The sequence below is a fragment of the Rhizobacter sp. P2_D12 genome, from assembly GCF_056404395.1.
In genome coordinates this window covers 1-24,521 of the sequence record NZ_JBFUEB010000065.1, presented here as the reverse complement: position 1 = coordinate 24,521, position 24,521 = coordinate 1, and the positions used below count along the sequence as shown (strand labels likewise).

The 24,521-nt window shown below is 68.8% G+C and carries 25 protein-coding genes; 11 read left to right on the top strand and 14 right to left on the bottom strand.

Annotated elements, in window-relative coordinates:
- Positions 1 to 47: 47 nt before the first annotated feature.
- The 4 genes from AC1DYN_RS20750 to AC1DYN_RS20735 form a co-directional block, all read right to left on the bottom strand.
- On the bottom strand, positions 48 to 1,046 hold the full coding sequence (locus AC1DYN_RS20750) for an Ldh family oxidoreductase (protein ID WP_477963000.1): 999 nt from the start codon (positions 1,044 to 1,046) through the stop codon (positions 48 to 50).
- The gene (locus AC1DYN_RS20745; protein WP_477962999.1) at positions 1,043 to 1,948 is read right to left on the bottom strand and encodes a hydroxyacid dehydrogenase; all 906 of its coding nucleotides are present in this window, start codon (positions 1,946 to 1,948) and stop codon (positions 1,043 to 1,045) included. The genes AC1DYN_RS20750 and AC1DYN_RS20745 overlap by 4 nt, the downstream gene beginning before the upstream one ends.
- Positions 1,945 to 3,120, bottom strand: coding sequence for a UxaA family hydrolase (locus AC1DYN_RS20740; protein ID WP_477962998.1), 1,176 nt, complete (start codon positions 3,118 to 3,120; stop codon positions 1,945 to 1,947). The genes AC1DYN_RS20745 and AC1DYN_RS20740 overlap by 4 nt, the downstream gene beginning before the upstream one ends.
- A gap of 102 nt (positions 3,121 to 3,222) precedes the next feature.
- Complete coding sequence (locus AC1DYN_RS20735; protein ID WP_477962997.1) at positions 3,223 to 3,504, bottom strand: UxaA family hydrolase; 282 nt, start codon at positions 3,502 to 3,504, stop codon at positions 3,223 to 3,225.
- Between the two features lie 129 nt (positions 3,505 to 3,633).
- Here AC1DYN_RS20735 and AC1DYN_RS20730 point away from each other — a divergent pair, with 129 nt between their 5' ends.
- The 6 genes from AC1DYN_RS20730 to AC1DYN_RS20705 all read left to right on the top strand — a co-directional run bounded on the left by AC1DYN_RS20730 (position 3,634) and on the right by AC1DYN_RS20705 (position 11,051).
- The gene (locus AC1DYN_RS20730) at positions 3,634 to 4,404 is read left to right on the top strand and encodes a GntR family transcriptional regulator (RefSeq protein WP_477962996.1); all 771 of its coding nucleotides are present in this window, start codon (positions 3,634 to 3,636) and stop codon (positions 4,402 to 4,404) included.
- A 37-nt stretch (positions 4,405 to 4,441) separates the two neighbouring features.
- A complete protein-coding gene (locus AC1DYN_RS20725; protein WP_477962995.1) occupies positions 4,442 to 5,257 on the top strand; it encodes an inositol monophosphatase family protein in 816 nt (271 codons plus the stop codon).
- 31 nt (positions 5,258 to 5,288) lie between these two features.
- Positions 5,289 to 6,200, top strand: a complete 912-nt coding sequence (locus AC1DYN_RS20720) for an LOG family protein (protein WP_477962994.1) — start codon at positions 5,289 to 5,291, stop codon at positions 6,198 to 6,200.
- A 13-nt stretch (positions 6,201 to 6,213) separates the two neighbouring features.
- A complete protein-coding gene (gene rocF / locus AC1DYN_RS20715; protein ID WP_477962993.1) occupies positions 6,214 to 7,128 on the top strand; it encodes an arginase in 915 nt (304 codons plus the stop codon).
- Positions 7,129 to 7,310: 182 nt separating this feature from the next.
- Entirely contained in the window at positions 7,311 to 7,757 is a 447-nt protein-coding gene (locus AC1DYN_RS20710) for a type III secretion system chaperone family protein (protein WP_477962992.1), read from the top strand.
- 69 nt (positions 7,758 to 7,826) lie between these two features.
- Positions 7,827 to 11,051: a hypothetical protein gene (locus AC1DYN_RS20705; protein ID WP_477962991.1), complete on the top strand. Its 3,225-nt coding sequence runs from the start codon at positions 7,827 to 7,829 to the stop codon at positions 11,049 to 11,051.
- Positions 11,052 to 11,079: 28 nt separating this feature from the next.
- On the opposite strand, the gene AC1DYN_RS20700 is transcribed toward AC1DYN_RS20705, so the two are convergent.
- The 4 genes from AC1DYN_RS20700 to AC1DYN_RS20685 all read right to left on the bottom strand — a co-directional run bounded on the left by AC1DYN_RS20700 (position 11,080) and on the right by AC1DYN_RS20685 (position 15,251).
- Positions 11,080 to 12,621, bottom strand: a complete 1,542-nt coding sequence (locus AC1DYN_RS20700) for a hypothetical protein (protein ID WP_477962990.1) — start codon at positions 12,619 to 12,621, stop codon at positions 11,080 to 11,082.
- An 80-nt stretch (positions 12,622 to 12,701) separates the two neighbouring features.
- On the bottom strand, positions 12,702 to 13,196 hold the full coding sequence (locus AC1DYN_RS20695; protein ID WP_477962989.1) for a thermonuclease family protein: 495 nt from the start codon (positions 13,194 to 13,196) through the stop codon (positions 12,702 to 12,704).
- On the bottom strand, positions 13,193 to 13,594 hold the full coding sequence (locus AC1DYN_RS20690) for a YkvA family protein (RefSeq protein ID WP_477962988.1): 402 nt from the start codon (positions 13,592 to 13,594) through the stop codon (positions 13,193 to 13,195). The genes AC1DYN_RS20695 and AC1DYN_RS20690 overlap by 4 nt, the downstream gene beginning before the upstream one ends.
- A gap of 193 nt (positions 13,595 to 13,787) precedes the next feature.
- On the bottom strand, positions 13,788 to 15,251 hold the full coding sequence (locus AC1DYN_RS20685; RefSeq protein ID WP_477962987.1) for a potassium/proton antiporter: 1,464 nt from the start codon (positions 15,249 to 15,251) through the stop codon (positions 13,788 to 13,790).
- A 78-nt stretch (positions 15,252 to 15,329) separates the two neighbouring features.
- Here AC1DYN_RS20685 and galM point away from each other — a divergent pair, with 78 nt between their 5' ends.
- The 5 genes from galM (at position 15,330) to AC1DYN_RS20660 (ending at position 19,393) form a co-directional block, all read left to right on the top strand.
- A complete protein-coding gene (galM, locus tag AC1DYN_RS20680; protein WP_477962986.1) occupies positions 15,330 to 16,352 on the top strand; it encodes a galactose-1-epimerase in 1,023 nt (340 codons plus the stop codon).
- Positions 16,353 to 16,446: 94 nt separating this feature from the next.
- Positions 16,447 to 16,914 (top strand): Spy/CpxP family protein refolding chaperone, encoded by a 468-nt coding sequence (locus AC1DYN_RS20675; RefSeq protein WP_477962985.1) that lies wholly within the window; start codon positions 16,447 to 16,449, stop codon positions 16,912 to 16,914.
- 161 nt (positions 16,915 to 17,075) lie between these two features.
- Entirely contained in the window at positions 17,076 to 17,759 is a 684-nt protein-coding gene (locus AC1DYN_RS20670) for a response regulator transcription factor (RefSeq protein ID WP_477962984.1), read from the top strand.
- Positions 17,759 to 19,060 carry a sensor histidine kinase gene (locus AC1DYN_RS20665; protein ID WP_477962983.1) on the top strand — a complete coding sequence of 434 codons (1,302 nt, stop codon included), beginning with the start codon at positions 17,759 to 17,761 and terminating at the stop codon, positions 19,058 to 19,060. Before AC1DYN_RS20670 ends, AC1DYN_RS20665 begins: the two co-directional genes overlap by 1 nt.
- Positions 19,061 to 19,153: 93 nt before the next feature.
- Entirely contained in the window at positions 19,154 to 19,393 is a 240-nt protein-coding gene (locus AC1DYN_RS20660; protein WP_477962982.1) for a hypothetical protein, read from the top strand.
- Here the strand turns inward: AC1DYN_RS20660 and AC1DYN_RS20655 are convergent.
- Genes AC1DYN_RS20655 through AC1DYN_RS20630 form a run of 6 tightly spaced genes read right to left on the bottom strand, consistent with a single transcriptional unit; the run spans position 19,390 to position 24,413 of the window.
- Positions 19,390 to 20,514, bottom strand: coding sequence for an SRPBCC family protein (locus tag AC1DYN_RS20655; protein WP_477962981.1), 1,125 nt, complete (start codon positions 20,512 to 20,514; stop codon positions 19,390 to 19,392). The genes AC1DYN_RS20660 and AC1DYN_RS20655 overlap by 4 nt on opposite strands.
- Complete coding sequence (locus tag AC1DYN_RS20650) at positions 20,511 to 21,524, bottom strand: NAD-dependent epimerase/dehydratase family protein (RefSeq protein WP_477962980.1); 1,014 nt, start codon at positions 21,522 to 21,524, stop codon at positions 20,511 to 20,513. The genes AC1DYN_RS20655 and AC1DYN_RS20650 overlap by 4 nt, the downstream gene beginning before the upstream one ends.
- Positions 21,521 to 22,456, bottom strand: a complete 936-nt coding sequence (locus tag AC1DYN_RS20645) for an acyl-CoA desaturase (protein ID WP_477962979.1) — start codon at positions 22,454 to 22,456, stop codon at positions 21,521 to 21,523. The genes AC1DYN_RS20650 and AC1DYN_RS20645 overlap by 4 nt, the downstream gene beginning before the upstream one ends.
- Before the next feature lie 6 nt (positions 22,457 to 22,462).
- On the bottom strand, positions 22,463 to 22,918 hold the full coding sequence (locus AC1DYN_RS20640; RefSeq protein ID WP_477962978.1) for a thiol-disulfide oxidoreductase DCC family protein: 456 nt from the start codon (positions 22,916 to 22,918) through the stop codon (positions 22,463 to 22,465).
- Positions 22,919 to 22,976: 58 nt separating this feature from the next.
- Positions 22,977 to 23,543, bottom strand: coding sequence for a GbsR/MarR family transcriptional regulator (locus AC1DYN_RS20635; RefSeq protein WP_477962977.1), 567 nt, complete (start codon positions 23,541 to 23,543; stop codon positions 22,977 to 22,979).
- Positions 23,544 to 23,588: 45 nt separating this feature from the next.
- Positions 23,589 to 24,413: a DUF429 domain-containing protein gene (locus AC1DYN_RS20630; protein ID WP_477962976.1), complete on the bottom strand. Its 825-nt coding sequence runs from the start codon at positions 24,411 to 24,413 to the stop codon at positions 23,589 to 23,591.
- Between the last annotated feature and the right edge of the window lie 108 nt (positions 24,414 to 24,521).

Sequence of the window (24,521 nt, the reverse complement as noted above, 5' to 3'; positions counted from 1 at the left end):
GCGCGGGCCGGCTGCAAACCTATCGATATGCGTGGAAGTTCGTAGGCTCAGGACAGCTGTTGCGCTAGCGCCTCCGACACGTTCAATCCGTCGCGTTCGGCCTGCCGGCGCAAGGCCTCGCGGCGCGCACCCGGCAGGCGCACGCCGTCGTCGCGCAGCATCTCGGCCACCAGCACCTCCAGCCGGTCGAGGAACATCTCGCGCCCGGCCAGCGCGCCGGGGTCGATCACGATGAAGGCCTGGCCGAGGTGCGGCCGGTTGCCCTCGTCGACGAAGAAGCTCGAGGCCTCGAAACCGAAGTTGGCGCCGATCAGCGCCGTCACCAGCAGCTCGACCACCAGCGCCAGCATCGTGCCCTTCGGGCTGCTGGCGGCACCGATCGCGAGCATCGAGCCGTCCATGCCGGCCTTCGGGTCGGTGGTGGGCTCGCCCTGGGCGTCCAGGGCCCAGCCGAGCGGGATGCTGCGGCCTTCCTTGGCGGCCACCATCAGCTTGCCGCGTGCCACCTCGCTCAGGCTCAGGTCGATCAGCAGCGGGTCGGCATCGCGGCGCGGGAACACCGCCGCCACCGGGTTGGTGCCGAAGACCGGGTGCTTGCCGCCCGCGGCCGGCATCGCCGACGGCGAGTTCGAGAAGCCCAGCCCGACCATGCCGGCGGCCGCCACCGCGCGCAGGTGGTCGACGACGACGCCGCAGTGGTGGCTGTTGACGATGCCGGCGATGCAGATGCCCTGCGCTTCGGCGGTGCGGACGGCCTCGGCGATGGCCAGGTCGCAGGCCGGGAAGGCCAGGCCCTCCTGCGCGTCGACGACCAGCGCCCCGCCCTTGCGCTGGACCACCTGCGGCTGCGCGTTGCCGTTCACGCGGTCGCAGCGCAGGTGGCCGCTGTACTGCGCGACCCGGCTCAGGCCGTGCGAAGCCAGGCCCTGCGCCTCGGCCAGCACCAGCGCGCGCGCCGTGGAGGCGGCCATCGCCGGGTTGGCGCCGGCGCGTTGCAGCGCGGCAGCGACCTTGTGGCGCGCCTCGTCCATCGTCATCGCCGTCATGCCAACGCCTCCAGCAGCTTGTCGGCGATCATGAAGGAAACCCGCTCGTTGGCCTCGTGGGTCACGCCGGCGACGTGCGGCGTCAGCAGCAGGTTCGGGCAACCGGCCAGCGGGCTGCCGGCCGGCAAGGGCTCGGCCTCGAAGACGTCGAGCGCCGCGCCCGCCAGCCGGCCGGCCTTCAGCGCCGCTGCCACCGCAGCCTCGTCGACCACGCCGCCGCGTGCCGAGTTGATCAGCACCGCGCCCGGCTTCATCGCCGCCAGCCGCGTCGCGTCGATCAGGTGGCGCGTGCCGTCCAGCAAGGGCACGTGCAGGCTGACCACGTCGGCTTGCGCGACCAGCTCGTCGAGGCCGACCAGGCGCACGCCGTCGTGGCGCGAGATGGCCGCGTCGTGCGCGATCACCTGCATGCCGACGGCCCGGGCCAGTTGCCCCGTCAGCTGCCCGATCGAGCCGAAGCCGACCAGGCCCAGCGTCTTGCCGCCGATCTCGCGCCCGTTCGACAGCGCGGCGCGCGGCCAGCGCCCGGCCGCGACCTCGGCGCTCGCGCCATAGGCCCCCCGCAGCAGCAGCATCGCCGTCGCGATCACGTACTCGGCCACGCTCTGCGCGTTGGCGCCGGTGGCCGGGATCACGCGGATACCGCGCGCCCCGCAGCCCGGCAGGTCGATGTTGTCGAGGCCGACACCGAGCCGGCCCACCACCCTGCAGCGCGTCAGCGCGGCCAGCAGCGCGCCGCGCACCTGGGTGCGGTTGCGCACGACGATCGCATCGGCGCTCGGTGCCAGCGAGAGCAGCCGCGCCGCATCGTCGACCAGCGTCGGCTCGAAGACCACCTCGTGGCGCGCCGCGAGCCGCGCCACCGCGCGCTCGTCCATGAACTCCGGGATCAGGATCTTCATGCGCTCTCGAACAGGCGGGTCAGCACGAACTCGCGGTGGCCCAACGCCTCGGCAGCGGTCAGGCGGCCGTTCGCGGTGCGCAGCATGTTCTCGAGCAGCTTGTCGCCGGCCTGGTCGAGCGTGATCTCGCGCTGCAGCAGGCCCGAGGTGTCGACGTCGATGTGCTCGCTCATCAGCCGCACGGTGCGCGGGTTGGCGCAGATCTTGATCACCGGCACGATCGGGTTGCCGATCACGTTGCCCTGCCCGGTCGGGAAGAAGTGCAGCGCATAGCCCGAGGCGGCACACAGCGTCACCATCTCGGCCGCGGCCGACGACGAATCCATGAACCACAGGCCCGGGTGCGTGGGCACCTCGGCCTTGTCGATCACGCCGTCGACGGTGCAGCGCTTGCCGATCTTCTGGATGTTGCCGAGCGCCTTCTCCTCGATGGTCGTCAGCCCGCCGGCGATGTTGCCCTTGGTCGGCTGGCTGTCGGACAGGTCGCTGGTCTTGTGGCGGTTGATCATGTCCTGGTAGCGGTTGAACATGAACATGAAGCGCTCGCGCACCGCGTCATTCGCGCAGCGCGCGGCCACGATCTGCTCGCCGCCGGTGATCTCGGAGGTTTCGCCGAAGCACAGCGTGCTGCCCAGCGGGTGCAGCTTGTCGAAGGCGTTGCCGACCGTCGGGTTGGCGCCGCAGCCCGAGGTGGTGTCGGATTCGCCGCACTTGGTGGACACCCACAGCTCGTGGATCGGGCAGGCTTCGCGCTGCTTCTCGCTGGCCCATTGCACGTAGTCGCGGGCGACGCGCGAGGCGCGCAGGATGGTGTCGTGGTCGCCGTGGCCTTCGATGCCGAAGCCGACGACCGGCTTGCCGGTGGCGGCGATGCCGTCGACCACCTTCTTCGTCCAGCCGTCCTCGATGCCGATCACGACCACGGCCGCGACGTTCGGGTTGCAGCCGGCACCGATCAGCGTGCGGAAGTGCAGGTCGAGGTCGGCGCCGAACTGCAGCCGGCCGTACGGGTGCGGGATCGCCATCGCGCCCTTGATGTTGTGGGCGACGGCCTCGGCCGCGGCGTTCGACAGGTCGTCGAGCGGCAGGATGATGACGTGGTTGCGCACGCCGACGCGGCCGTTCTCGCGGCGGTAGCCGAGGAAGGTGGTACTGCTGGAAATGACGGACATGTAAAGTTTCCTCTGTTCAACGCTGAGGCGGCTCTTCGAGCCGCGAGACGACTACGGGCTGCGATCCCCACTGCGTGGGGCCCCTCTTTCGCCCTCCGCGTCTCACCACCGCTTGGTCTTGATGTTCTGCACATGGGCATGCTCGCCCGCCTTGATCGGCGCGACCACCTTGCCCATGTCGATGCCGTACTTCAGCACGGTGTCGCCGACCGCCATGTCGCGCAGCGCGATCTTGTGGCCGATCGGGATGTCCTGCTGCGCGCGCAGCTCGGTCATGCGGTCCTCGTCCATGATCCAGCCGGCGAGCGACATGCCGGCCTTCACGCCTTCGACGACCACCACCGCGACGGTGTCATGGGCGTCATGCAACACGAAATGAATCATCAGGCTCTCCTGCCGCACCATCGGCGGCCACCACGATGGGCGCGAATATCGGCCGTCGTTTCCCGACTGTCAAACGAGTCATCCATATGAGTTGATTGACCTGGATGACCCAGATGTAGAATCCGGTGCATGCCGTCCGTGCCCGCCGCGCCGCACTTCCAGGCCATCGCGCCCGAGGCCGCCGGCATGCCGCTGTACCGGGTGGTCAAGCGCTCGCTGCTGCAGGCCATCGAGGCGGGGACCTACCCGCCCGGGCAGACGCTGCCGAGCGAGCCCGAGYTGGCCGGCGCCTTCGGCGTCTCGATCGGCACGCTGCGCAAGGCAGTCGACGAGCTGTCGGCCGAGCACATCCTGGTGCGCCGCCAGGGCCGCGGCACCTTCGTCGCGACGCACTCGGCCGACCGCTTCCTGTTCCAGTTCTTCCACGTCGAGCGCTCCGACGGGCTGCGCGAGGCGCCGTCGGTCGAGCTGGTGTCGTTCGACCGCGTGAAGCTCGACGAGGCCGTCGCCGAACGGCTGGGGCTGCGCGCCGGCGACCCGGCCTTCCAGGTGGAGAACCGGCTGGCGCTGCAGGGCCGGGCGGTGATGCTGGACCGGCTCTCGCTGCCGGCCGGGCTGTTCAAGGGCCTGACCGAGAAGCGCCTGCGCGAGCGCCCCAGCACCCTCTACCAGCTGTACCAGAGCGAGTTCGGCATCACGGTGGTGCGCGCGCTGGAGCGTGCCCGCGCCACCGCGGCCGACCGGCGCGTGTCGCGCCTGCTGGGCCTGGCCGCCGGCCTGCCGGTGATGCAGGTGCACCGCATCGCGCTGACCTTCGGCGACAAGCCGGTGGAACACCGCGAATCCATCATCGACACCGCGCAGCACGACTACGTGAACTTGCTGTCGCGGGCCAAGTGATGACACCGCCTCCCCTCGCAATCACCGAAAGGCCCCGATGAGCGCAGTACCGCTGGACCTGCTGGCCGCCTACCGTGTCGCCGAGCGCGCCGCCCGCGCGGCCGGTGCCCACCTGCAGGCGTCGCGCTCGCGGCTGAGCACGGTGGCCGTCACGCGCAAGCAGCCGGGCGACCTGGCCAGCGAGATCGACCGCGAGGCCGAGCAGCTGATCCACGAGGTGGTGCGCCGCGCCTACCCGGGCCACGCCTTCCTCGGCGAGGAGATCGGGCGCCACGAGGCCGCGGTGGCCGGCGCCTGCGATCCGCCGCTGTGGGTGGTGGATCCGCTGGACGGCACCGCCAACTACCTGCGCGGCTACCCGCAGTACGCGGTGTCGGTGGCGCTGGTGGTGGGCGGCGAGCCGGTGGTGGGCACGGTGTTCGATCCGTGCCGCAACGAGCTGTTCGCCGCCATCCGCGGGCGCGGCGCGCGCCTGAACGGCGCCGAGCTGGTGTGCGCCGAGCGCGGCCGGCCGCTGGACGCGATGGCCGCCACGGTGTTCCCCAAGCCGACGTCGCCGCGCATGGCGGCCTACCTGGGCGAGCTGGGGCGGGTGCTGCGCAGCTTCGGCGGCGTGCGGCGCTCCGGCTCGATGGTGCTGGAGCTGGCCTACCTGGCGGCCGGCCGCATCGACGCCTTCTGGGAGCACGACATGGGCGCCTGGGATGCCGCCGCCGGCATCGTGCTGCTGCAGGAATCGGGGGCGCTGATCGAGGCGCGCGACGGGCTGGCGCTGCTGGAGAGCCGCTCGCTGAAGGCCAGCACGCCGGCGCTGCACGACGCCTTCGATGCGCTGCTGGCCCAGGCCGCATGATTCACGGTGCCGGCGGCGTTAAGCTGCGCGGATGGACAAGCGAACCGACCTCACCGCCCGCAATTTCCCGACGGCCCGCCAGGAGGCCGACAAACCCCAGGCGCCGAACCGCTACGACGGCCCGGAGAGCGCCTACCGCCTCGCCTTCACCGACACCACCTTCCTGCTGCGCGAAGAGCTGCGCCCGGTGCGCATGCAGCTCGAGCTGCTGAAACCGGAGCTGGTGCAGAGCGAGCAGGGCATCGAATCGACGATCGTGATCTTCGGCAGCGCGCGCATCGTGTCGCCCGATGTCGCGCAGCGGCTGCTGGCCGATGCGCAGGCGGCGGGCAACGAGACCGCGCTGCGCATCGCCGAGCGCCACGTCGCGATGTCGCGCTTCTACGAAGAGGCGCGCCGCTTCGCCGAGATCGTGACGTTGAAATCGAAGGCGCTGAGCCAGCCGATCTACGTGGTGACCGGCGGCGGCCCCGGCATCATGGAAGCGGGCAACCGCGGCGCCCACGAGATCGGCGGCAAGAGCATCGGGCTGAACATCGTGCTGCCGCACGAGCAGGCGCCCAACCCCTACATCACGCCGGAGCTGTGCTTCCAGTTCCACTACTTCGGCATGCGCAAGATGCACTTCCTGATGCGCAGCATCGGGCTGGTGTGCTTTCCCGGCGGCTTCGGCACGCTGGACGAGATGTTCGAGGCGCTGACGCTGATCCAGACCGGCAAGTGCCGGCGCCGGCCGATCCTGCTGTTCGGGCGCGAGTTCTGGACGCAGCTGATCAACTTCGACCTGCTGGTGCAGACCGGCATGATCAGCGAGGTGGACCTGCAGCTGTTCCGCTTCGTCGAGACCGCCGAGGAGGCCTGGAGCCTGCTGGAGGCCGAGTACGGCTTCGAGCTGCGCGACATCGACCCCAACGACAAGAACCATTTCGCAACCGACCTTTGAAGCGGCCCCTGACATGAGCAAATCCATCAGCATCATCGGCGCGCCCACCGACATCGGCGCCGGCACCCGCGGCTCGAGCATGGGCCCGGAGGCCTTGCGCGTGGCCAACATCGTGCCGGTGCTCGAAGGGCACGGGCTGGAGGTGGCCGACCGCGGCAACCTGGCGGGCCCGGCCAACCCGTGGCAGCCGCCGGTGGACGGCTACCGCCACCTGCACGAGGTGGTGGCCTGGAACCAGGCGGTGCACACCGCGGTGCACGCCGAGCTGAAGCTCGACCGGCTGCCGATCCTGCTGGGCGGCGACCATTGCCTGGGGCTGGGCTCGATCAGCGCGGTGTCGCGCCACTGCCGCGAGACCGGCAAGAAGCTGCGCATCCTGTGGCTGGACGCGCATGCCGACTTCAACACCAACATCCTGACGCCCAGCGGCAACCTGCACGGCATGCCGGTGGCGTGCCTGTGCGGGCACGGCCCGAAGGAGCTGATCGAGATCGGCGGGCACGTGCCGGCGATCAACCCGAAGTGGATCCGGCAGATCGGCATCCGCAGCGTGGACGAGGGCGAGAAGCGCTTCGTGCACCAGATGGACCTGGAAGTCTTCGACATGCGCTACATCGACGAGATGGGCATGCGCCACACGATGGAGCTGGCGCTGGCGACGCTGGATGCCAACACGCACCTGCACGTGAGCTTCGACGTCGACTTTCTCGACCCGGACGTGGCACCGGGCGTGGGCACCACGGTGCGCGGCGGGCCGACCTACCGCGAGGCGCAGCTGTGCATGGAGATGATCGCCGACACGGGGAGGCTGGGCTCGCTGGACGTGATGGAGCTGAACCCGGCGCTGGATGTGCGCAACCGAACGGCGGAGGTGGCGGTGGATCTGATCGAGTCGATGTTCGGGAAGAGTACGTTGATGAGGAAGTGAGCTGCGTGTCACGCAGAATGCTTCCAGTCCTCTCTGCGAGGAGTGGAACCTGATCTCCGGCGACGGTTACTCACGGTTCGTGAAATGGCTGACCGCACCTGCGGCGCATCACCCAGATTGAAATGCCCAGACGTTGAAGCCGACGTCTCGCACAACGGTCTGCGCACGAATCAGGAGACAGTGTGCCCAACGAGATCAACCCGTGGCGACGGACATTCATCGCCCTCGCGGACGAACTGTGCCGACGGCACGACGTCCCTACCCCACCGCTCTTCGAGGCGTTCGACAAGTCCCTGATCGTCACCATCGGCTTCGAGGGCATCGAATTTGACGTGATCCATGCAGACCCCTGCGATCAGGTCGGGCGACTTCTGGTTCAGTGCCGGATCGCGCAAATGCAAGACCCATTCGATGGAGATGCGACGGGCCAGGCGCTGAACCTCGATCCCCCTTGGACACCCTGYATGACGAACAGGTGCTCCCCGGATGGCAGGACGAGGGAGTTGGTTCACATGCTGCACCTGCACCTCGATCACACGACTRCGGCCGACCTGACAGAGATGATGGGCACGGCGACAGATGCAGCCCACGCTTGGCAGCACGCACATCTCGGCGATGGATCGGTCTAGGGTCCCTGGCTTCTGTCGCGAGCGCTCCTCTCGAGCCTCCCATCTTCTGAACGCTCAAATTTCATCCGCATGCAGCCGATCCTCTTCCAGAAGACCTCGAGACACTCCGAAAGCTCTCCCCATCGATCAAGTCCGAGTCCAACGAAACGGACTGTCACGACGAGATTTGTTGATTCAAGTGAAATCACGGGTCTCATCGGCAGCCCCCCACTGGCCTCACGAGGAAAATCGACATGGCCCGCAGGAGGGGAAACTGCGTCGCATCACAAGTCAAACCATTCCGGAACATCATGTGACGACGACTCAAGCAGCGATAATGCAACTCGTCGCGCCAAGGCCAAAGAAAAGCTGAAGCGCTCAGCTTCATCCTCAAGCGAGAGCTCTGAATCTTCAGAAAGGTCCGAAGCGCCCAAACCCAATTCGGGCTGGGTACCTCCCGGCCCCTTCGTAGCACGCGGCAACGCCACTGGGGCACTGCGCAGATCAAGCGAAGGTATTCAATCGCTGCTGGAGCTTGAGCAACGCTGGTTTGAAGGCAGGTACCACGAGAACGACCAGGCGAAGGCCTGTATCGATCTCTACAACGAGAAGTATCACGAACTGCAGGCCCTCAAAAGGAAAGGAGGGCTCACCGACGAAGCCATCCGCCTCCATGGAAACGCACTGGCAACGCTGCTGGCCCGAGCCGCAGGATTCTCCGACGAGAACGGCTGGCGACCAGAATTCCTGGCTGCCCTTGGCGAGGCCGCCGATTTCTACAATGTACCGACCAAAACCACGAATGGCTGGACCGGAGCACTGATTCTCCTTCGCGGTCTCGCCGCCACCGGCCTGAACCTCGCCACGATGGCCCGTCCCGAGCAGATCGTCTTGTTCAGGACGATCGGCTTCGTCGTCAATACCATCTACGTGGCCTTGCAAAGCTATGTCAGCCTGTTCGGCACGACCTGTGGTGCGGCCAGCGCCCAGCCCAAGGCCGTCATTCTCCAGGCCTTCAAAGGCCCATTCCGCTTGCCGAACCAATCCTCCACCGACTACAAGGACCAAGACAACGCGGATATTCCTGCCCCCTCGCTCCCTCGCGTCAAGGCAGAGCTGAGGCTTCTCGAAGCGGCTACTCGAGCCGCCACCCCGGCAGGACGCACGCGTGACGAAGCCCTGGAATCTCTGAAGCAGATGAGGCGAAAGATTGCAACGCGTCGCAATCGCCTCCAATGCAATCTCGATGCGCTGAACAACATCGAGAAACCCGATGGTGCCCAGATCCTGAAGAGGAAAGCTCTGCAGCCTCACATCGCGTTTCTGGACGAGCTTTACGAATTCATCGACGCCGCCTGGGATTCGCACGTGGGTGCCGCCGAAGGCCCCAAGCAGCTTCAAGACGCTCGCGCCTGCCTCGATGCTCGGTCGGCCCAACTGCTGGCAGAACTTGCGCTCGGCAAGGAGTTCGTGCAGCTCAATGTCCAGTGGAACATTGCGACTGCGAAGGCCGTGCGCGCGCTGACCAATCTGTCGATCGCATTGACATCCATGGGCAAGTCGATTCACAACCTTCGCTCGGAACTCGATGGATTCGACGCCGCGATTTTCGTTGCAGATCTCCTTGGCCTCATCGAGGCCGTCACGCAACTCGCATCGTACCCGCTGATGCTTCGCCGGGCGAAGCACGATCTGGCCGGAAAGGCGCTGGCTCAATTGAACATCATCAGCCAGACCGCACGCGGAAATATCAGTGATCCGAAAGATCAGACCAAGGTCGATCCTGCGCGATTGAACCGGTTGATGAAAGGTCAGATTGAAATGCATCTGGATACCTTTCTCAAGCCACTCCGGGCAGATTTGCAGGTGAAATTGCTGGCCCTGTGGGGGCACTTGGTCGATCGCGACGACCCAACCTCGGTAGTCCAGCGTCACGATCCTGTGACGGGCATGCAGACCGGAGTTTCCGTGACGCGAAGCGGCTTGGACCTGCAGAAGCACTTCGATCGCCTGATGAAGGAGAAAGGGGATATCAAATACTATATTCTCGAGCTCGCCAATGCGGCAAGAGCAACGCCTGAGACACGAGCGAAAATCTGGCGCATCTTCGATCAGGTGACCGCCCTTGCCGCTGCGATCAAGCTCACAGAAGCGAAGCAGATTGGCGAACTGCTGCGAAGGAGCGATCTTCTGCCGCCAGCAACGCTGAAGATGCTGCATGACTCGATCGCCTACATTTCCTCGGTGCAAAATGGTGCCCCCTGTCCCAAGAGTTGGGCACAGAGTGAGAAAAGGCTGGTCGATCTCGCTGCGACAGCGGAAAAGAACGAGTATTGGGAAAACAATGGGCAGAGTTTTTCCAAATCCGGTATATCCTATGCTGGCTACTTCTGGGGAAATGGCAGCATTTACCTCGGGAAGTCATGCATCACTGCCATGAGCCTGTGCGCCGAGGCAGCGACAGGATTCGAGTCCACCTCCGCCTCGGAAAGCATACAAGCGGGTGGATCCGCATTCGGCAGCGTGGCATCGGTCGGTAGTGCCGCCGTGGGGTATCGTGCATACGCCAACACCAAAGAGAAGAACGAGCAGCGCGCACGCACGAAAGCCGCGAGCCAGCCACCGATTCCCTGGTGGGCGCTGCAGAAGCCTGGGCGGCACGATTTCCTCGTCGTGCCCAATATCTCGCGCATGGAAGGACTGATCAGTCGGTTCGAAACCTTGGTCTCCTATCCCATCGATCCAACCGATCTTCCGGAACCTTACGCGTATGAGGTCGAATCCACGCTGCGTCGCGACCTTGTCAAGCAGATTGGAGCCGCGGAGTTGCTGACTCGAAAGGGCATTCGAAAGATGATGGGAGCCATGGTTCGAAAGCCGGAAGAACTGGCCACAGACCCCGTGGGGCAACTCGGCAGACTCAAGGTAGCGCACAAGGCCGTGGCCGAGCGGTTGAAGAAACTGGCGAAAGGAGAAATTTCCGACGAAGACGACGACAGCGATTCGCTGGAACACGAATCAGACCTCAGGAGCGACAGCGACGTGYCTCGGCTGGAAGAGGTCATTTCCTCTGCGACCGAGGGAACCGCGGAGAATGGCACGGATGTCGTTGTCAACCTTGCCGAGTTCCGGGCTGAAACTCACGCGCCAACCGCAGGGCAGTCCTCAAATGCGCGGTCTGATACTTCGTCGCCATCGACCTCATCCAACTTCTCTTGGCGTGATCGCAACACGCAGAGAGACGACGTCGTCATCGATCTCGAAAAAGTCGAGGGTGACGATGCGGGCGCAGGGGATGAATCCGTGTCGACATAGGAGCGATCCACGCACCCGAGTGCCTGATTCAGCGCGGAACCTGGGGAACCCCAAGCGAGCCTAGCGCTGCATTCTTCGCTGCGCCGTTGAGCCATCGCAGATCTCTGCCGAGCACCATACCGCCTGATTCCCGTAGCGTCACCGCATGCACGCCGAAGTGCTCGCAGAAGTACAAGAACCGCCCTCGTTCACCGAACTCGGTCAAGCTGGCGGCATCGCTCAAAGGCACCACCAGCAACCGCGCACCGCCGAACACCGAAAACGTCGATGGGGAACTGCCCAGTGGAGCCAGCGTGCTGGCATYGCGAAAGAGCACGTTGCCCTGTGCGTCGAACCCCATCTCCACCGCACCCGCTTCCTGCCCCCGCAGCGGCCGCCACGCGCCGCTGCCGTCCGGCTGCACACGCCGCGCCTCAATGAACTGGTCGAGATTTGCGAACGTCACGCCGAACGGCTGCCCCTCCTCGTACGCATCCGCATACCCCCCGCTGCGCCACTGCACGACCGCATGGTTGGCAAACCGCTTCGCCCCGGCCGGGTAGCTCCCCGACAGCACGACGTCGGCATCTCCGCCGATGTCTTCCCGCGCCATCTCAACGCCCGCCAGGTCCACCACATCCCGATACTCCGCCGCAATCGCCACCCCACCGCGCAGCCTCAGCACCCGCCCCCCATCCAGCCGCTGCGCCAACGAGCCCTGCGGGTCCCCGTCCAGCCACCCCAGTTCACCATCCAGAAAATCCCCCCGCGTCTCGATCAGCGTGTACCCCTGGAAGGCCGTGTCCTTCACCGGATCGAAGCTCCATGACCGGTTCAGCGCGATCCAGTCGCCGGCCACTGGTGCCGCCTGCAGCTGCGACTGCAGCACCGTGTACACCGTGCCATCGCTGCCCTTCGATGCCGACAGCTCGAACACCCCCGCGCCCGTGGCCTCGTTGAACCAGTCCGCCGACGGGCTGTGCAGCATCGCCATCCATGCCCGCGTCTGCTGCCCGAACCAGGCCATCGCCTGCTCGCGCACCCATGCCGCCTCGTCGGCATGCAGCCCGCCGGCGGCCACCACGTAGTCGTCATCGATGCCCAGGTCGACCAAGCCGGCCTCGCGCCGCACCACGGCCTCGGCCTGCTCGCGTGCCACGCCGCCCCACACGATCTGCTCGACGCGCGTGCGCAGCGGCGTGAAGTGGTAGCTCGTGCTCGCCGCGTCGTACGGGCGGGTCAGCAGGACGTGCTCGCCGCCCACCGGCTGCGCGGTCGAAGTGTCGATGGCCGACGCGGGCACCACCGCCACCAGGCGCGCCGCAGCCAGCGCCTGCACCTGCTCCGCCGTCAACGCGAGCTCGTAGCTGCCCTGCGCGTCGCTCGCCGCCGCCGGTTCGCCGTCATCGCAACGCAGGTTGTCGTTGCCGTCCAGGCAAACCACCGCGCCCTGCAGGGTGCCCGGCATCACCCGGCCCGACAACGTCACGCCCGCCGGCCCGGGCGCTGCCGCCCCGCCATCGCCGCCCCCGCCACATGCGTTCGTCAACGCGCAGGCCACCGCCAGGCCGAACGTTCCCATCCTGCTCATCGACGCTCCCTGTTGATGTCGCGCGGATGGTAGGGGCGCCATCGTCGATTCCGATCGACCAACGGCAAGCGATGTAACGGTCAGTGCTTGCTTGCGACGCAGGCCCCATGCATCCTACGAAACACCTTCGGCTCGATCGCATCCGGCTGTGAGAACAGGCCGCGCCGCGCAGCCCGCGCCTGCGCCTCCAGCGCACCGTAGGCGCCCTCGCGCCGCCGCCAGTGGTCGCTCCACGCATGGCCCTGCACCACCATCCAGGCGCCGATGTCCTCGCCCTGCATCGACACGCGGGCGATGCTGCGGTGGTAGTCGTCGCGCGCCTTCGTCTGCACTTCCACGCGCCGGTGCAGCACGCGCCGGGCCAACGCCTCGCCAGCTTGCGGCCCCCAGGCCTGGCAGCGCTCGGGCGCATCGATGCCCTGCACGCGTATCTTCAACGGCTTCGCCTTGGCCGCCGCACCATCGGCGCGCACCCACAGCGTGTCGCCATCGGTCACATGCGTGACCACCCCGCTGAACGCCGCCACCGGGCCGGCGGCCCACGCCACCAGCAGCCCCGCCCACGCCCACCTCATGCGCCGAACACGCCGCGCCACAGCCACCAGACGAAGCCACCGAACAGCAGCAGCCAGACCAGCACCACGATCAGCGCGCCCCACCAGAAGCGCGGCAGCTTCTCGCGCGTCTTCTCCGCCTCCAGCAGCAACTGCTGCCACAGCGGCTTCGGCGTCAGCCGCGTCACCAGCGCCACGCCGAGCGGGATCACCAACAGGTCGTCCAACTGCCCGAGGATGGGGATGAAATCCGGGATCAGGTCGATCGGGCTCGCCGCATACAGCAGCACCGCCACCGCGACCCACTTGGCCGAACGCGGCGTCTGCGGATGCTTGAACAGCTTCCACAGCGCGATCAGGTAGGTGGCGAGGCGGGCGGTGTTGGCCGCGCGCAGCAGCCGGCGCTTGCGCAGGATCATGGTGAGGGGGTCCTTCGGTCCGCCGCGCGTTCCATGTCCTTCAACATGCGCGCCAGCCGGTCATTGAGCTTCTCGGTCGTGAGTTTCTCTCGAAAGCGCAGGACACCCCGAACTCGATGCGCTGTCCCCGCATGCGCTCCAAGCTGGCGGCAAGTCGCCGCAGTTCAAGCTCCGGGCTCAACACTTCACTCTGTCACGCAGCCTGCGGGTCGCGCGGCCGCAGCGCAATCCCGATCCGCGCGATCCGCCGGTCGGCCATCTCGGCCACGCGGAACGTGGCGCCGTGCCAGTCGACCGCGTCGCCCTCCACATGCCCGCGCGCCAGCGCATCGGTCATCCAGTCGCCCAGCGTCGGCCCGGCGTTGTTCGGCACCGGCAGCTGGAAGAACGCGAACACCTCCTGCAGCGGCAGCTGCGCATCCAGCGTCAGCCGCCCCTGCACCGCGCGCTCGGCATCGGCCGGCAGGGCAGGCGCCTCGACCAGCTTCAGCCGGTGCGCCACCCAGCGCAGCGAGATGCCCTGCAGCAGCAGCGACGCGATCACCACGCCGAACGCGACATTGAAGAAGCGGTAGCTGCCCGGCACCTGCGCCATCAGCGGCACCAGCGCCAGCACGATGGGCACCGCGCCGCGCAGCCCCACCCAGCCGATGAACAGCCGCTGCGCCACCGGAAAGCGCAGCGGCGCCAGGCACAGCCACACCGCCAGCGGCCGCGCGACGAACAGCAGCGCGCCGACGATCGCCAGCGTCGGCAGCGCCGTCTCCAGCATCTGCCGCGGCGACACCAGCAGCCCGAGCAGCATGAACAGGCTGGCCTGCGCCGCCCAGGCAAAGCCGTCGAGCGCCGACGACGCACCATGCGCTGCCGCCTCGGCCAGCGCGCGCACGCGCAAGCCGAACAGGTAGACCGCGAGGAAGCCCGACCCTTCCACCAGCCCGGCCGCGCCGAACACGACGAAACCGCCCGACAGCACGATCAGCGCCAGCAGCCCGCTGTGCTCCGCCGTCAGCGTCAACCGGTTCAGCAGCCACGACACGAGCCACGCGCCGGCCAGCCCGATCGCGACGCCGAAGCCGGCCTGCTTCAGCAGCAAGAGGCCGATCTCCTGCAGGCCGGCATGCGACTGGATCGACGCGGTGAGCGCCAACGTCAGGAACACCGCCATCGGGTCGTTCAGCCCGGATTCGATCTCCAGCGTGGCCGCCACCCGCTCGGGCAACTGGATGCCGGCATGGCGCAGCAGCGAGAACACCGCCGCGGCATCGGTGGACGCGACGATCGCGCCGAGCAGGAAGCCGTGCCGCCAGTCGAGCTGCAGCACGCCCATCGCGACGCCGGCGATCATCAGCGCGGTCAGCACCACGCCCGCGGTGGCCAGCAGCAGCGCCGGCTTCAGCCCGCTGCGAAAACCCGCCATCGGCGTGCTGATGCCGCCTTCGAGCAGGATCACCGCCAGCGCGGCATTGCCGACCCAGGCCGTCATCTGCGTGTCGTCGAAGCGCAGCCCGCCGGGCCCGTCGACGCCGATCAGCATGCCGGCCGCCAGGAACACCAGCAGGAAGGACAGCCCGAGCCGCGTCGAGAACACCCCCGCCAGCAGGCTGACGAACATCAACAGCCCGCTCGCCAGCAACAGCAGGTGGAAGGCGTGCATCGACCGGACCTTAGCAGAGGGCTTGCCGCGCAAGGCACACTAACGGCCGCATTTCGCTGCAGTCCTTCGCCTACATCCATGAGCCTTGCCCACGACACCCGCGTCTTCACGCTCCGCAACACCGCCGGCCTGTCCATCCAGGTGATGGACCACGGCGCCACCTGGGTCTCGTGCGCGCTGCCGCTGGCCGACGGCATGCGGCGCGAGCTGCTGCTGGGCTGCGACAGCCTGGCCAGCTACCGGCGCCAGACCAGCTACCTGGGTGCGACCATCGGCCGCTACGCCAACCGCATCGGCGGCGCGCGCTTCAGGCTCGACGGGCGCGACGTGGCGGTGTCCGCCAACGAAGGCCGCAACCAGTTGCACGGCGGGCCGGACGGCTTCGACAAGCGCGTCTGGACGCTGGTGTCGCAGGCGCCGCAGGAACTGGTGCTGGGCCTCGCCAGCGCCGACGGCGACCAGGGCTACCCCGGCCACCTGGAGGCCACGGTGCGCTACCAGCTCGGCGACGACTTCAGCGTGCGCATCCACCTGGCCGCCACCGTGACGGCGCCCTGCCCGGTCAACCTGACGAACCACGCCTACTTCAACCTCGACGGCGATGCGCCCGACGGCGACGTGCGCGCGCACCGGCTGCGCATCGCGGCGCAGCAGTTCCTGCCGGTCGATGCGGAATCGATCCCGACCGGCGAGCGGCGCGCCGTGGCCGGCACCGGCTTCGACTTCCGCACGCCGCGCACGATCGGCGAGGCGCTGATGCGCGACGAGCAGCAGCAGCTGACGCGCGGCTACGACCATTCGTTCTGGCTCGACACCGGCTGCGCCGACGGCAGCGTGCCGGCGGCCGAGGTGAGCTCGGGCGACGGCCGCATCGGCCTGAAGCTGTACACGCAACTGCCGGGGCTGCAGTTCTACAGCGGCAACTACCTGGCCGGCACGCCGTCGCGCGTGCCCGGTGCCGATTACGTGAAGCACGCCGGCTTCGCGCTCGAACCGCAGTTCTCGCCCGACAGCCCGAACCACCCCGAGTGGCCGGACTGCACGCTGCAGCCCGGCCAACGCTTCGAGCAGACGCTGCGCTACGACTTCAGCGTGCGCTGAAAAGAAACGAAACACAGCGATACCGCCACGACAAGACGCCGCACGCGCCGCGCCCGACCATGCAGGCCATGTTCAATCACCTGCAGAGGAAACCATGCGCCCCTGGCTCAAACGCACCCTGATCGGCGTCTTCGGCGCCTCGGCCCTGTTCGGCGGCTTTGCCGCCTGGTCGCACCACCCGCACGGCTTCGGCCGCTGGGAATCGATGAGCGAGGCGGACGTCGCACGCTTCAAGGAGCGGGCCGTCAGCCATGCCGCGCGCCGGCTCGACCTGGACGCGGCGCAGCAGGCCAAGCTGGCCGTGCTGATCGACACGCTGCAGCAGCAGCGGCTGGCGCTGCGCGGGGCCGGCGACCCGCGGGCGCAGTTCCAGGCCTTGATGGGCGACGGCACCTTCGACCGCTGGCACGCGCAGGACCTGATCAACACCAAGCTGGCCAGCGTGCGCGACGGCAGCCCGAAGCTGGTGGCCGCGGTGGGGGATTTCTACGACAGCCTGCGGCCGGAGCAGCAAAGGCAGGTGCGGGACTTCCTGCAGCGGCGGCACGGGCCCTGGAGTTGATGGTTGGCCCCCCAGTCGCTTCGCTCCTGCCCCCAAGGGGCGCCGCCCGGCGGCCCGGCAAAGCCGGTTCCGCGGGCGTGGCTTGATGTGCACATCGCTGCGCTCGCGCTGCTCCGTTCGGGCTGAGCCTGTCGAAGCCAGCGCACAGCACAATCTCTCCCATGCCCCGCCTCTTGCTGATCGACGACGACGAGCACCTGTCTGCGCCGCTGGCGGCGTATTTCCGCCGCTTCGACTTTCAGCTCGACGCGGCCACCCGCCCCAGCGCCGGCCTGGCCCTGCTGCGCGCCAACACCTACGACGCCGCCATCCTCGACGTGATGCTGCCCGAGATGGACGGCTTCCAGCTGTGCCGCGCGATCCGCAAGGACAGCGACATCCCGATCGTGATGCTGACCGCGCGCGGCGACGTGATGGACCGCGTGGTCGGCCTGGAGCTCGGCGCCGACGACTACCTGCCCAAGCCCTTCGAGCCGCGCGAGCTGCTGGTGCGCGTACAGACCATCCTGCGCCGCGCCCGGCCGGCGGCGCCGGCGGCCACGCCGCGCCAGCTCGTCTTCGACGGCCTGCTGGTCGACCTGGACCGGCGCGAGGTGCAGCGCCACGGCCAGCCGGTCGAGCTCACCGGCACCGAGTTCGAGCTGCTCGCGATGCTGGCCGCCGAGCCCAGCCGCATGTTCTCGCGCGACGAGATCCTCGAGCGGCTGCGCGGCCAGGCGGCCGAAGACCTGTACACCCGCGCCGTCGACATCCTGGTGAGCCGGCTGCGCAAGAAGCTGGAGCCGCTGGACTGCATCAAGACGCTGCGCAACTTCGGCTACGCCTTCGCCGGGAGCCGGCGCTGATGCCGCGCTTCGGCTGGTCCCGCCCTTGGCACAGCGCCCGTCAGCGCATCCGTCACTCGCTGAAGTGGAAGCTGGTGCGCCTGTTCGTGCTGCTGGCGATCGGCACCACCATCATCTTCCTGGCCGGCATGAAGGAGGTGGTGCGCCTGGGCTGGCAAGGCTGGGGCCGGCCGCTGCTGGGCGACTACGTCGACCTGCTGAGCGCCGACATCGGCACGCCGCCCGACGTCGCGCACGCGCAGGCGCTGGTGGCCCGGCTGCCGATCTCGATCCGCATCGAAGGCCCGCAGGTCAACTGGGATTCGCACCCGCAGCGCCGGCTCAACTGGCCGCGCGTCAGCGCGCCCGGCAGCGAGGAGAGCATGGTCTACATGCGCACGCTGGCCGACGGGCACCGGCTGGTCTTCGGCCTCGCGCCGCCGACGCCCACGCAGCACCCCAAGTGGGTCGGCTGGGGCACGCTGACGCTGCTGCTGCTGATCACCTGGGCCGCGTTCGCGCACGTGCGGCGCCTGCTGGGGCCGCTGGACGAGATCCGCGCCGGCGCGGTGCGCTTCGGCCGCGGCGAGTTCGAGCACCGCATTCCGATCCGGCGCAACGACGAGCTGGGCGACCTGGCGCGCCAGGTCAACACGATGGCGCAGGAGATCCACGCGATGCTCGACGCCAAGCGCGGGCTGCTGCTGGCCATCAGCCACGAGCTGCGTTCGCCGCTGACGCGGGCGCGCGTCAACGCCGAGCTGGTCGACGACAGCGCCGAGCGCACCGCGCTGCTGCGCGACCTGGCCGAGATGCGCGACATGGTGAGCGACCTGCTGGAAAGCGAGCGCCTCGCGTCCGGCCACGCGGCCTTGCAGCGCGAGGACACCGACCTGAACACGCTGGTGGCCGAGGTGCTGGCGACGCATTTCCCGGGCCGGGCGGTGGCCCTGCAACTGGCGTCCGAGCTGCCGGCGCTGCCTCTGGACCGCGTGCGCCTGCGGCTGCTGCTGCGCAACCTGGTCGACAACGCGCTGCGGCACGGCGCCGATGCGGCGCAGCCGCCGGTCGTCAGCACGCGGCGCGAGGCCGATGGCGGCGTGACGCTGGCGGTGCGCGATTTCGGGCCGGGTGTGCCGGACGAGCAACTGCCCGGGCTGACCCAGGCCTTCTACCGCCTCGACCGTTCGCGCCAGCGCGCGACGGGTGGCGTGGGTCTCGGGCTGTACCTGTGCCGGCTCGTGGCGCAGGCGCACGGCTCGGTGCTGGCGATCCGCAACGCGCAGCCGGGCCTGGAAACCAGCCTGACACTGGCGCCGTAGGAGAAGGACTACGCGCACGCGGCGTACTGTCCGATTCTCGCGCCGCTCCGCCCCAGGGACCCTGTGCCCGACGACACTCCAAGGAGGAACCCCATGGCGCAGGAAGCCCAGATCATCGGCAAGGTCGAGTACCGCGAAGGCGACGGCCAGTCGATCGTGATTCCGCCGGGGCCGATCGAGGTCGAGACGACGATCACCGACGCCACGCTGAGCTGGACCGACGGTGACACCCACGGTTCGGCGGCGATCCCGATCGGCGATTTCCAGCGCTACGTCGCGCGCGGCACGATCGAGTTGAAGCCCGTCGACCAGCCCGTCAGATCGGCGAGTTAGGCGACGGGAACCTGGGGGACGCGCTGTCGCAGTTGATCGCGGCGGTCGGGCCCTTGCGCGAATCGACCACGCTGAAGTTCGCGGCCGACGAGGCGGTCAACGGGATCGTGACCGGCCCCGGCCCGAGCACGCGTGGCATACAGCTCCAGCAGCACTTCGCTGACGTTGCCCAGCAGCAGCCGGGCGACGCCGTCGGCATAGAAGTTGAACTGCGTGCTCACGCGGTAGCGCGTGCGCATCGCCAGCCGCGTGCCGCCGCCCTCCGGCGTCAGCTCGAAGGCGGTGTCGAGCAGGTCGAAGTAGTGGCCGCCGATGCGCACGTGGTCGTCCAGTGCCCCGGCCGGCACCGAATCCTCGGCGAAGCGGTAGGTCCACGCGATGCGGCGCGCCGGCTGCCAGTCGGTGATGTCGCCATCGAAATGGATGCCCTTGCCCATGCGGAAGTGCTGCACGCGCAGCTCGCCCGATTGCGTGATGCCCGATTGCGTGATGCCCGATTGCGTGATGCCCGATTGCGGCGGCGGCACGCCGATGCGGTAGGCCCAGCCGCGCTCGACCTCGGCGGCGCGGATGTCCGGCAACTGCGTCAGCTGCTGCCACACCAGCGCCGGCGGCGCGGCGATCCACAGGCTGCGTTCGACGCTGCTGCGGTCGTCCTGCAGCGCGGTCGCCGGCACCAGGGCGCCCAGCAGGAGCGGCAGCGCCCCGCCCGCATACAGCGTCGGCCTGGGCCACCCGCTCCAACGGCAGGCGGCTCCCATGATCAGCCCACCCACGCTGCCGAGAAAACCGAACAGCGGCGCGATGACGACCGCGCACACCAGCCCTTCGACGTTGACCAGCAAGGTGCCCAGCACGAACAGCGCGGTCGCCAGGAAGGGCGCGCTGAAGTAGTAGCCCCAGGAGCGGCGCCGTTGCCGCTCGGCCAGGTAGACGGTGACCATGCCGACCGCCAGCGGCGTGAAGAAGATGAAGGCGCCGGCCATCGCCGACCAGGGCGAACCGGGCGGACCGATGAAGACCAGCCGCAGGACGATGCCCGCCAGCGCACCCGCCAGCACCGGCCAGCGGTGCAGGAAGGGCATGCGGTCGGCCTCGATGGCGTCGCGCCGCGTCTTCATGGCGTGCCCCCGGCGCGCGCGGCCAGCCACAGCAGCAGCGCCAGCGCCACGTTCAACGTGCACGACGCGAGGATCAGCGGCGCGGCCGCCTGGCGCAGTACCGCGCGCAGGTCGAGCAGCGGCTCGGGCGCGCTGATGCGCAGCCCCTGCGGCATCGCGGTCGGTGCGCGGCCGAGCAGGCCGGGCAAGGCGTTGGGCGCCGGCACGCTGCCGCGCTCCAGCAACCGCACCGTGTCGAGGCTGAACACCTTCTGCGGCAGCCCTTGCGCGAGCCAGGCGCCGGCCTTCATCAGCACCATCGGCAACGGCAACCACCGTGCCGGGCCCAGGCCGAGCGCCGCGCGGTAGTGCGACAGCATCTCGCGGTAGCTCAGCACCTGCGGCCCGCCGAGTTCGTGCACCGCGCGCAGCGGCCCGCGCTGCTCGACCAGGCGCGAGATCGCCTCGGCCAGCTCGTACACGTGCAGCGGCTGCAGGCGTTGCGCGCCGCGCCCCGGCAGGCTGACCAGCGGCAGCCCGGCCAGCGTCGCGAACAGCGCGCCGCTGCGGCTCTTGGGCCCGTACACCAGCGACGGCCGCAGCACCGCCCAGTCCAGCGGCAGCGACGCGAGCGCGTCGTCGGCCAGCAGCTTGCTGTGCAGGTAGCCGCTCGCCAGGCACTCGGCACTGTCGCCGACGCCCAGCGCCGACACCTGCACCACCCGCGGCACGCCGGCCAGCGCGGCACCGCGGAACAGCTCGATCGGCCCCTGCGTGTGCACGCGCTCGAAACGCTGGCCGCGGGACGGCATCAGGATGCCCACGCAGTTGACCACCGCCTCCACCTGCGCGCGCCGCAGGCGCTCGGCCCACATGTCCGGCGCCACCGGCTGCGCGAAATCCACCGCCATCGCGTCGCGCACGGCCGGCGGACGCCGCGCCCCTTCGATCACCTTGTGGCCACGCGCACGCAGCGCGTGCACCACGGCTGCACCGACGCAGCCGGTGGATCCGCACACCAGGACCTTCATGAGGTTCTCCTTTCAAGCAGCACGCGTTCGGCGCCGTGTTCGAGGGCCCGCAACTGCGCACGCGGGGGCAGCGTGGCCGGCAGGCTGATGTCCCACGCGAGGCCCAGGCGCTGCAGCAACTGCAGCACCCACCAGCCCGGATCGGCCTGGCCCGGATAGAGGCCCAGCCGCGCCGAGCCCGGGAAGGCGTGGTGGTTGTTGTGCCAGCCTTCGCCGAAGGTGATGAGCCCGCAGCCGCGCACGTCGTGGCCCTGCACGCCGGCGCCGTCCACGTGCCAGCTGCGGTGGCCGCGGCGGTGCGCGAAATGGCCGACCATCCAGTGCCCCGTCAGCCCGACGACGCAGCGCAGGCACACGCCCCACAGCACCCAGCCGATGCCGCCCAGCGCGAAGAACAGCAGCGCCCACGGCAGTTGCTGCAGCAGCCAGTGGCGTTCCAGCGCCATCAGCACCGGGTCGCGGGCCAAGTGCGCCGGCAGCTCGAAGCGCGGCGGGTGCGCGAGGCGCAACTCGCAGTGCAGCTGCCACCATGCGTCGTGCAGGAAGCCGCGCCGGTGCGCGAAGAAGTCGTGGCAGCGGGGCTGGCGCTGCGCCCAGTCGCGCAGGTCGTGCGTGCGCATCATGCCGGCCGGCCCGGCCATGCTGACCAGCACACCCAGGTAGACCAGCAGACGCTCCAGCCACAGCGGGCAGGCGTAGGCGCGGTGGATCAGGCGCCGGTGCATGCCCAGCGAATGGCCGAGGCACAGCGTGACCGCGCTGGTGGAGAGGAACAGCGCCAGGCCGCTCCAGCTCGGCTGCCACGCGACGGCCAGCACGCCGCCCACTGCCATCGCGAACCACCACAGCGAGCGCATCGGGGCCCACACGACGCGGCCCTCCAGCGGGCTGCTGCCGGGCGCGGCCAGGATGGTGGTGACTTCGTTGCGCATGGCCGGCTACTCGCTGCGGTCGCAAGCGCCGTTGCGGCAGGCCTGCAGGCGCGCCGCCACCTGCCGGACCCGCAGCGCGCGCACCGCATGCACCAGCGGCGCGGCGGCGCGCGAGATCGACTTGCGGTGCCGCGCGAACCAGCGGTAGCCCACGTCGAAGCCCGGCCTCAGCGGTGCCCAGCCGACCGGCCGGGTGAACCAGCCCAGCCCGACCGCCTCGTAGGCCAGGCGCAGCACCTGGATGCCGCGCAGCACGCGCCCGTCGGCGGTGACGCCATGGATCTCGGCGTCCATCGCCTGCAGCGTCGCACCGTAGGGCGCGGGGTCGAAACCGGGCGCACTGATGTCGACGAACACCAGCCGGCCGTCGCGGTTGCGATCGCGCAGGTGATCCATCTCCAGCAGGCACAGCGGGCAGGCTGCGTCGTACAGCAGCGTCAGCGGATAGGGTGTCGGCGTCATGGCAATCCTGTCTGTAATTTCTGTCTATAGAGAAACTTATGAATAAAAAAAAGGGCGCTCACGGCCCCAGCAGTTGTGCCGGGTGGACCTCTTCGGCCGGCGCATCGCGCCCCAGCAGTTTCTTGATCTTCGCGCCCAGCTTCAGCACCTTGGTCAGCGTGTCGGTGTCGAGCTTGAGCATCTCGTCGCTCCACGCCGTCAGCGTGACCAGCAGTTCCTGCGTCTCGCGGATGCGCAGCCGTGCCTCGGCGGGATCGCGGCTCAGCGCGGGGTCGGCCAGCAGCTCGTTCAGCACCTCGATGGTCGGCGCGATCTCGCGCCGCTGGCGCTCGCGCACCACGGTGCGCAGCAGCTCCCACACCTGCGTGGAGGTCTCGAAGTGATCGCGCCGGTCGCCGGCCAGGTGGACCAGCTTGATGAGGTTCCAGCCCTGCAACTCGCGCAGGCTGTTGCTGACGTTCGAGCGCGCCACCTCCAGCGTGTCGGCGATCTCCTCGGCATGCATCGGCCGGCCGGTGATGAACAGCAGCGCATGGATCTGCGCGACGGTGCGGTTGACGCCCCAGCGGGTGCCCATCTCGCCCCAGTGCAGGACGAAACGCGACAAGGTGGGAGACAGGTTCATGGGATCCGACTCTAGGTTCGCCAATAATTTCTGTCAAGACAGAAATTATCGAAGCGGTGCCGTGGCGATCCAGCCTTCCAGCGGGTCGCTCACCGACGGGCGGCCGTGATCGGCCTGCCCGGCGGCCCAGGCGGCCTGCACCAGGCACAACACCGCATCGAGCCGGTCGCCCGAGGCATCGGCCACCAGCGCATCGCGCTGCGCATGCGACAGGCGCAAGCGCAGGCCCAGCCGCGAGCGGCCCTGCTCCAGCGCGTCGAGCAGGTCCTTGCGGGCGATCAGCCGCTCGGGCGTCTGGCGTGCCTTGTCGTCGGCCTTGTACGAGCGCCGGCCCAGCAGCTCGCGCGCGAGCAGCCCCGGGTAGCCCTCGATCGCGACGCGCTGCGGGTCGCCGGCGTGCAGGCCGGGCAGGTCGACGCCGGCCTCGAGCAGCAATGGCACCCCGGCATGCAGCATGTAGGCGACCGGCGGGTTGACCCACTTCATCGAGGGCGACGAGCCGGCCGGCCCGTCGGCCGCGCGGTGCGCGAACTTGCGGCCGGCCGGGCGCGCGTCGCAGAAGGCCGCGAAGCGCGTGCGGATCTCGTCGCGCGACAGGGCGGCGTAGTGCTGCATCAGCGGCAGCCAGTCCATCGGCCAGCCCAGTGCCTGCACCAGCTCGCGCGGCAGGCCGAACGGGAAGTCGAAGGCGCCGAGCCAGGGCCCGGGCGTGCGCAGCCACGCGAGCCAGCCGTCGAAGCCGTCGTGCGTGTCGACGCGCTCGAGCCGCACGACGCCATGCGCCGCCTGCCCGAGCGCGACGGTGATGGGCTTGCGCCGGGTCGGGCGGCTGGTGAAGTCGATGCCCGCGAGTTGCCAGGGGGTGGTCATGGAGCTGCCGTTACAGTGCGGCCACCACTCTAGGGCCTGTTGACACTACGGGAAGGCTCGCGTGACTCATCAAAAGGGCACCCGCAAGGCGCACGGCGCAGCCCAGGC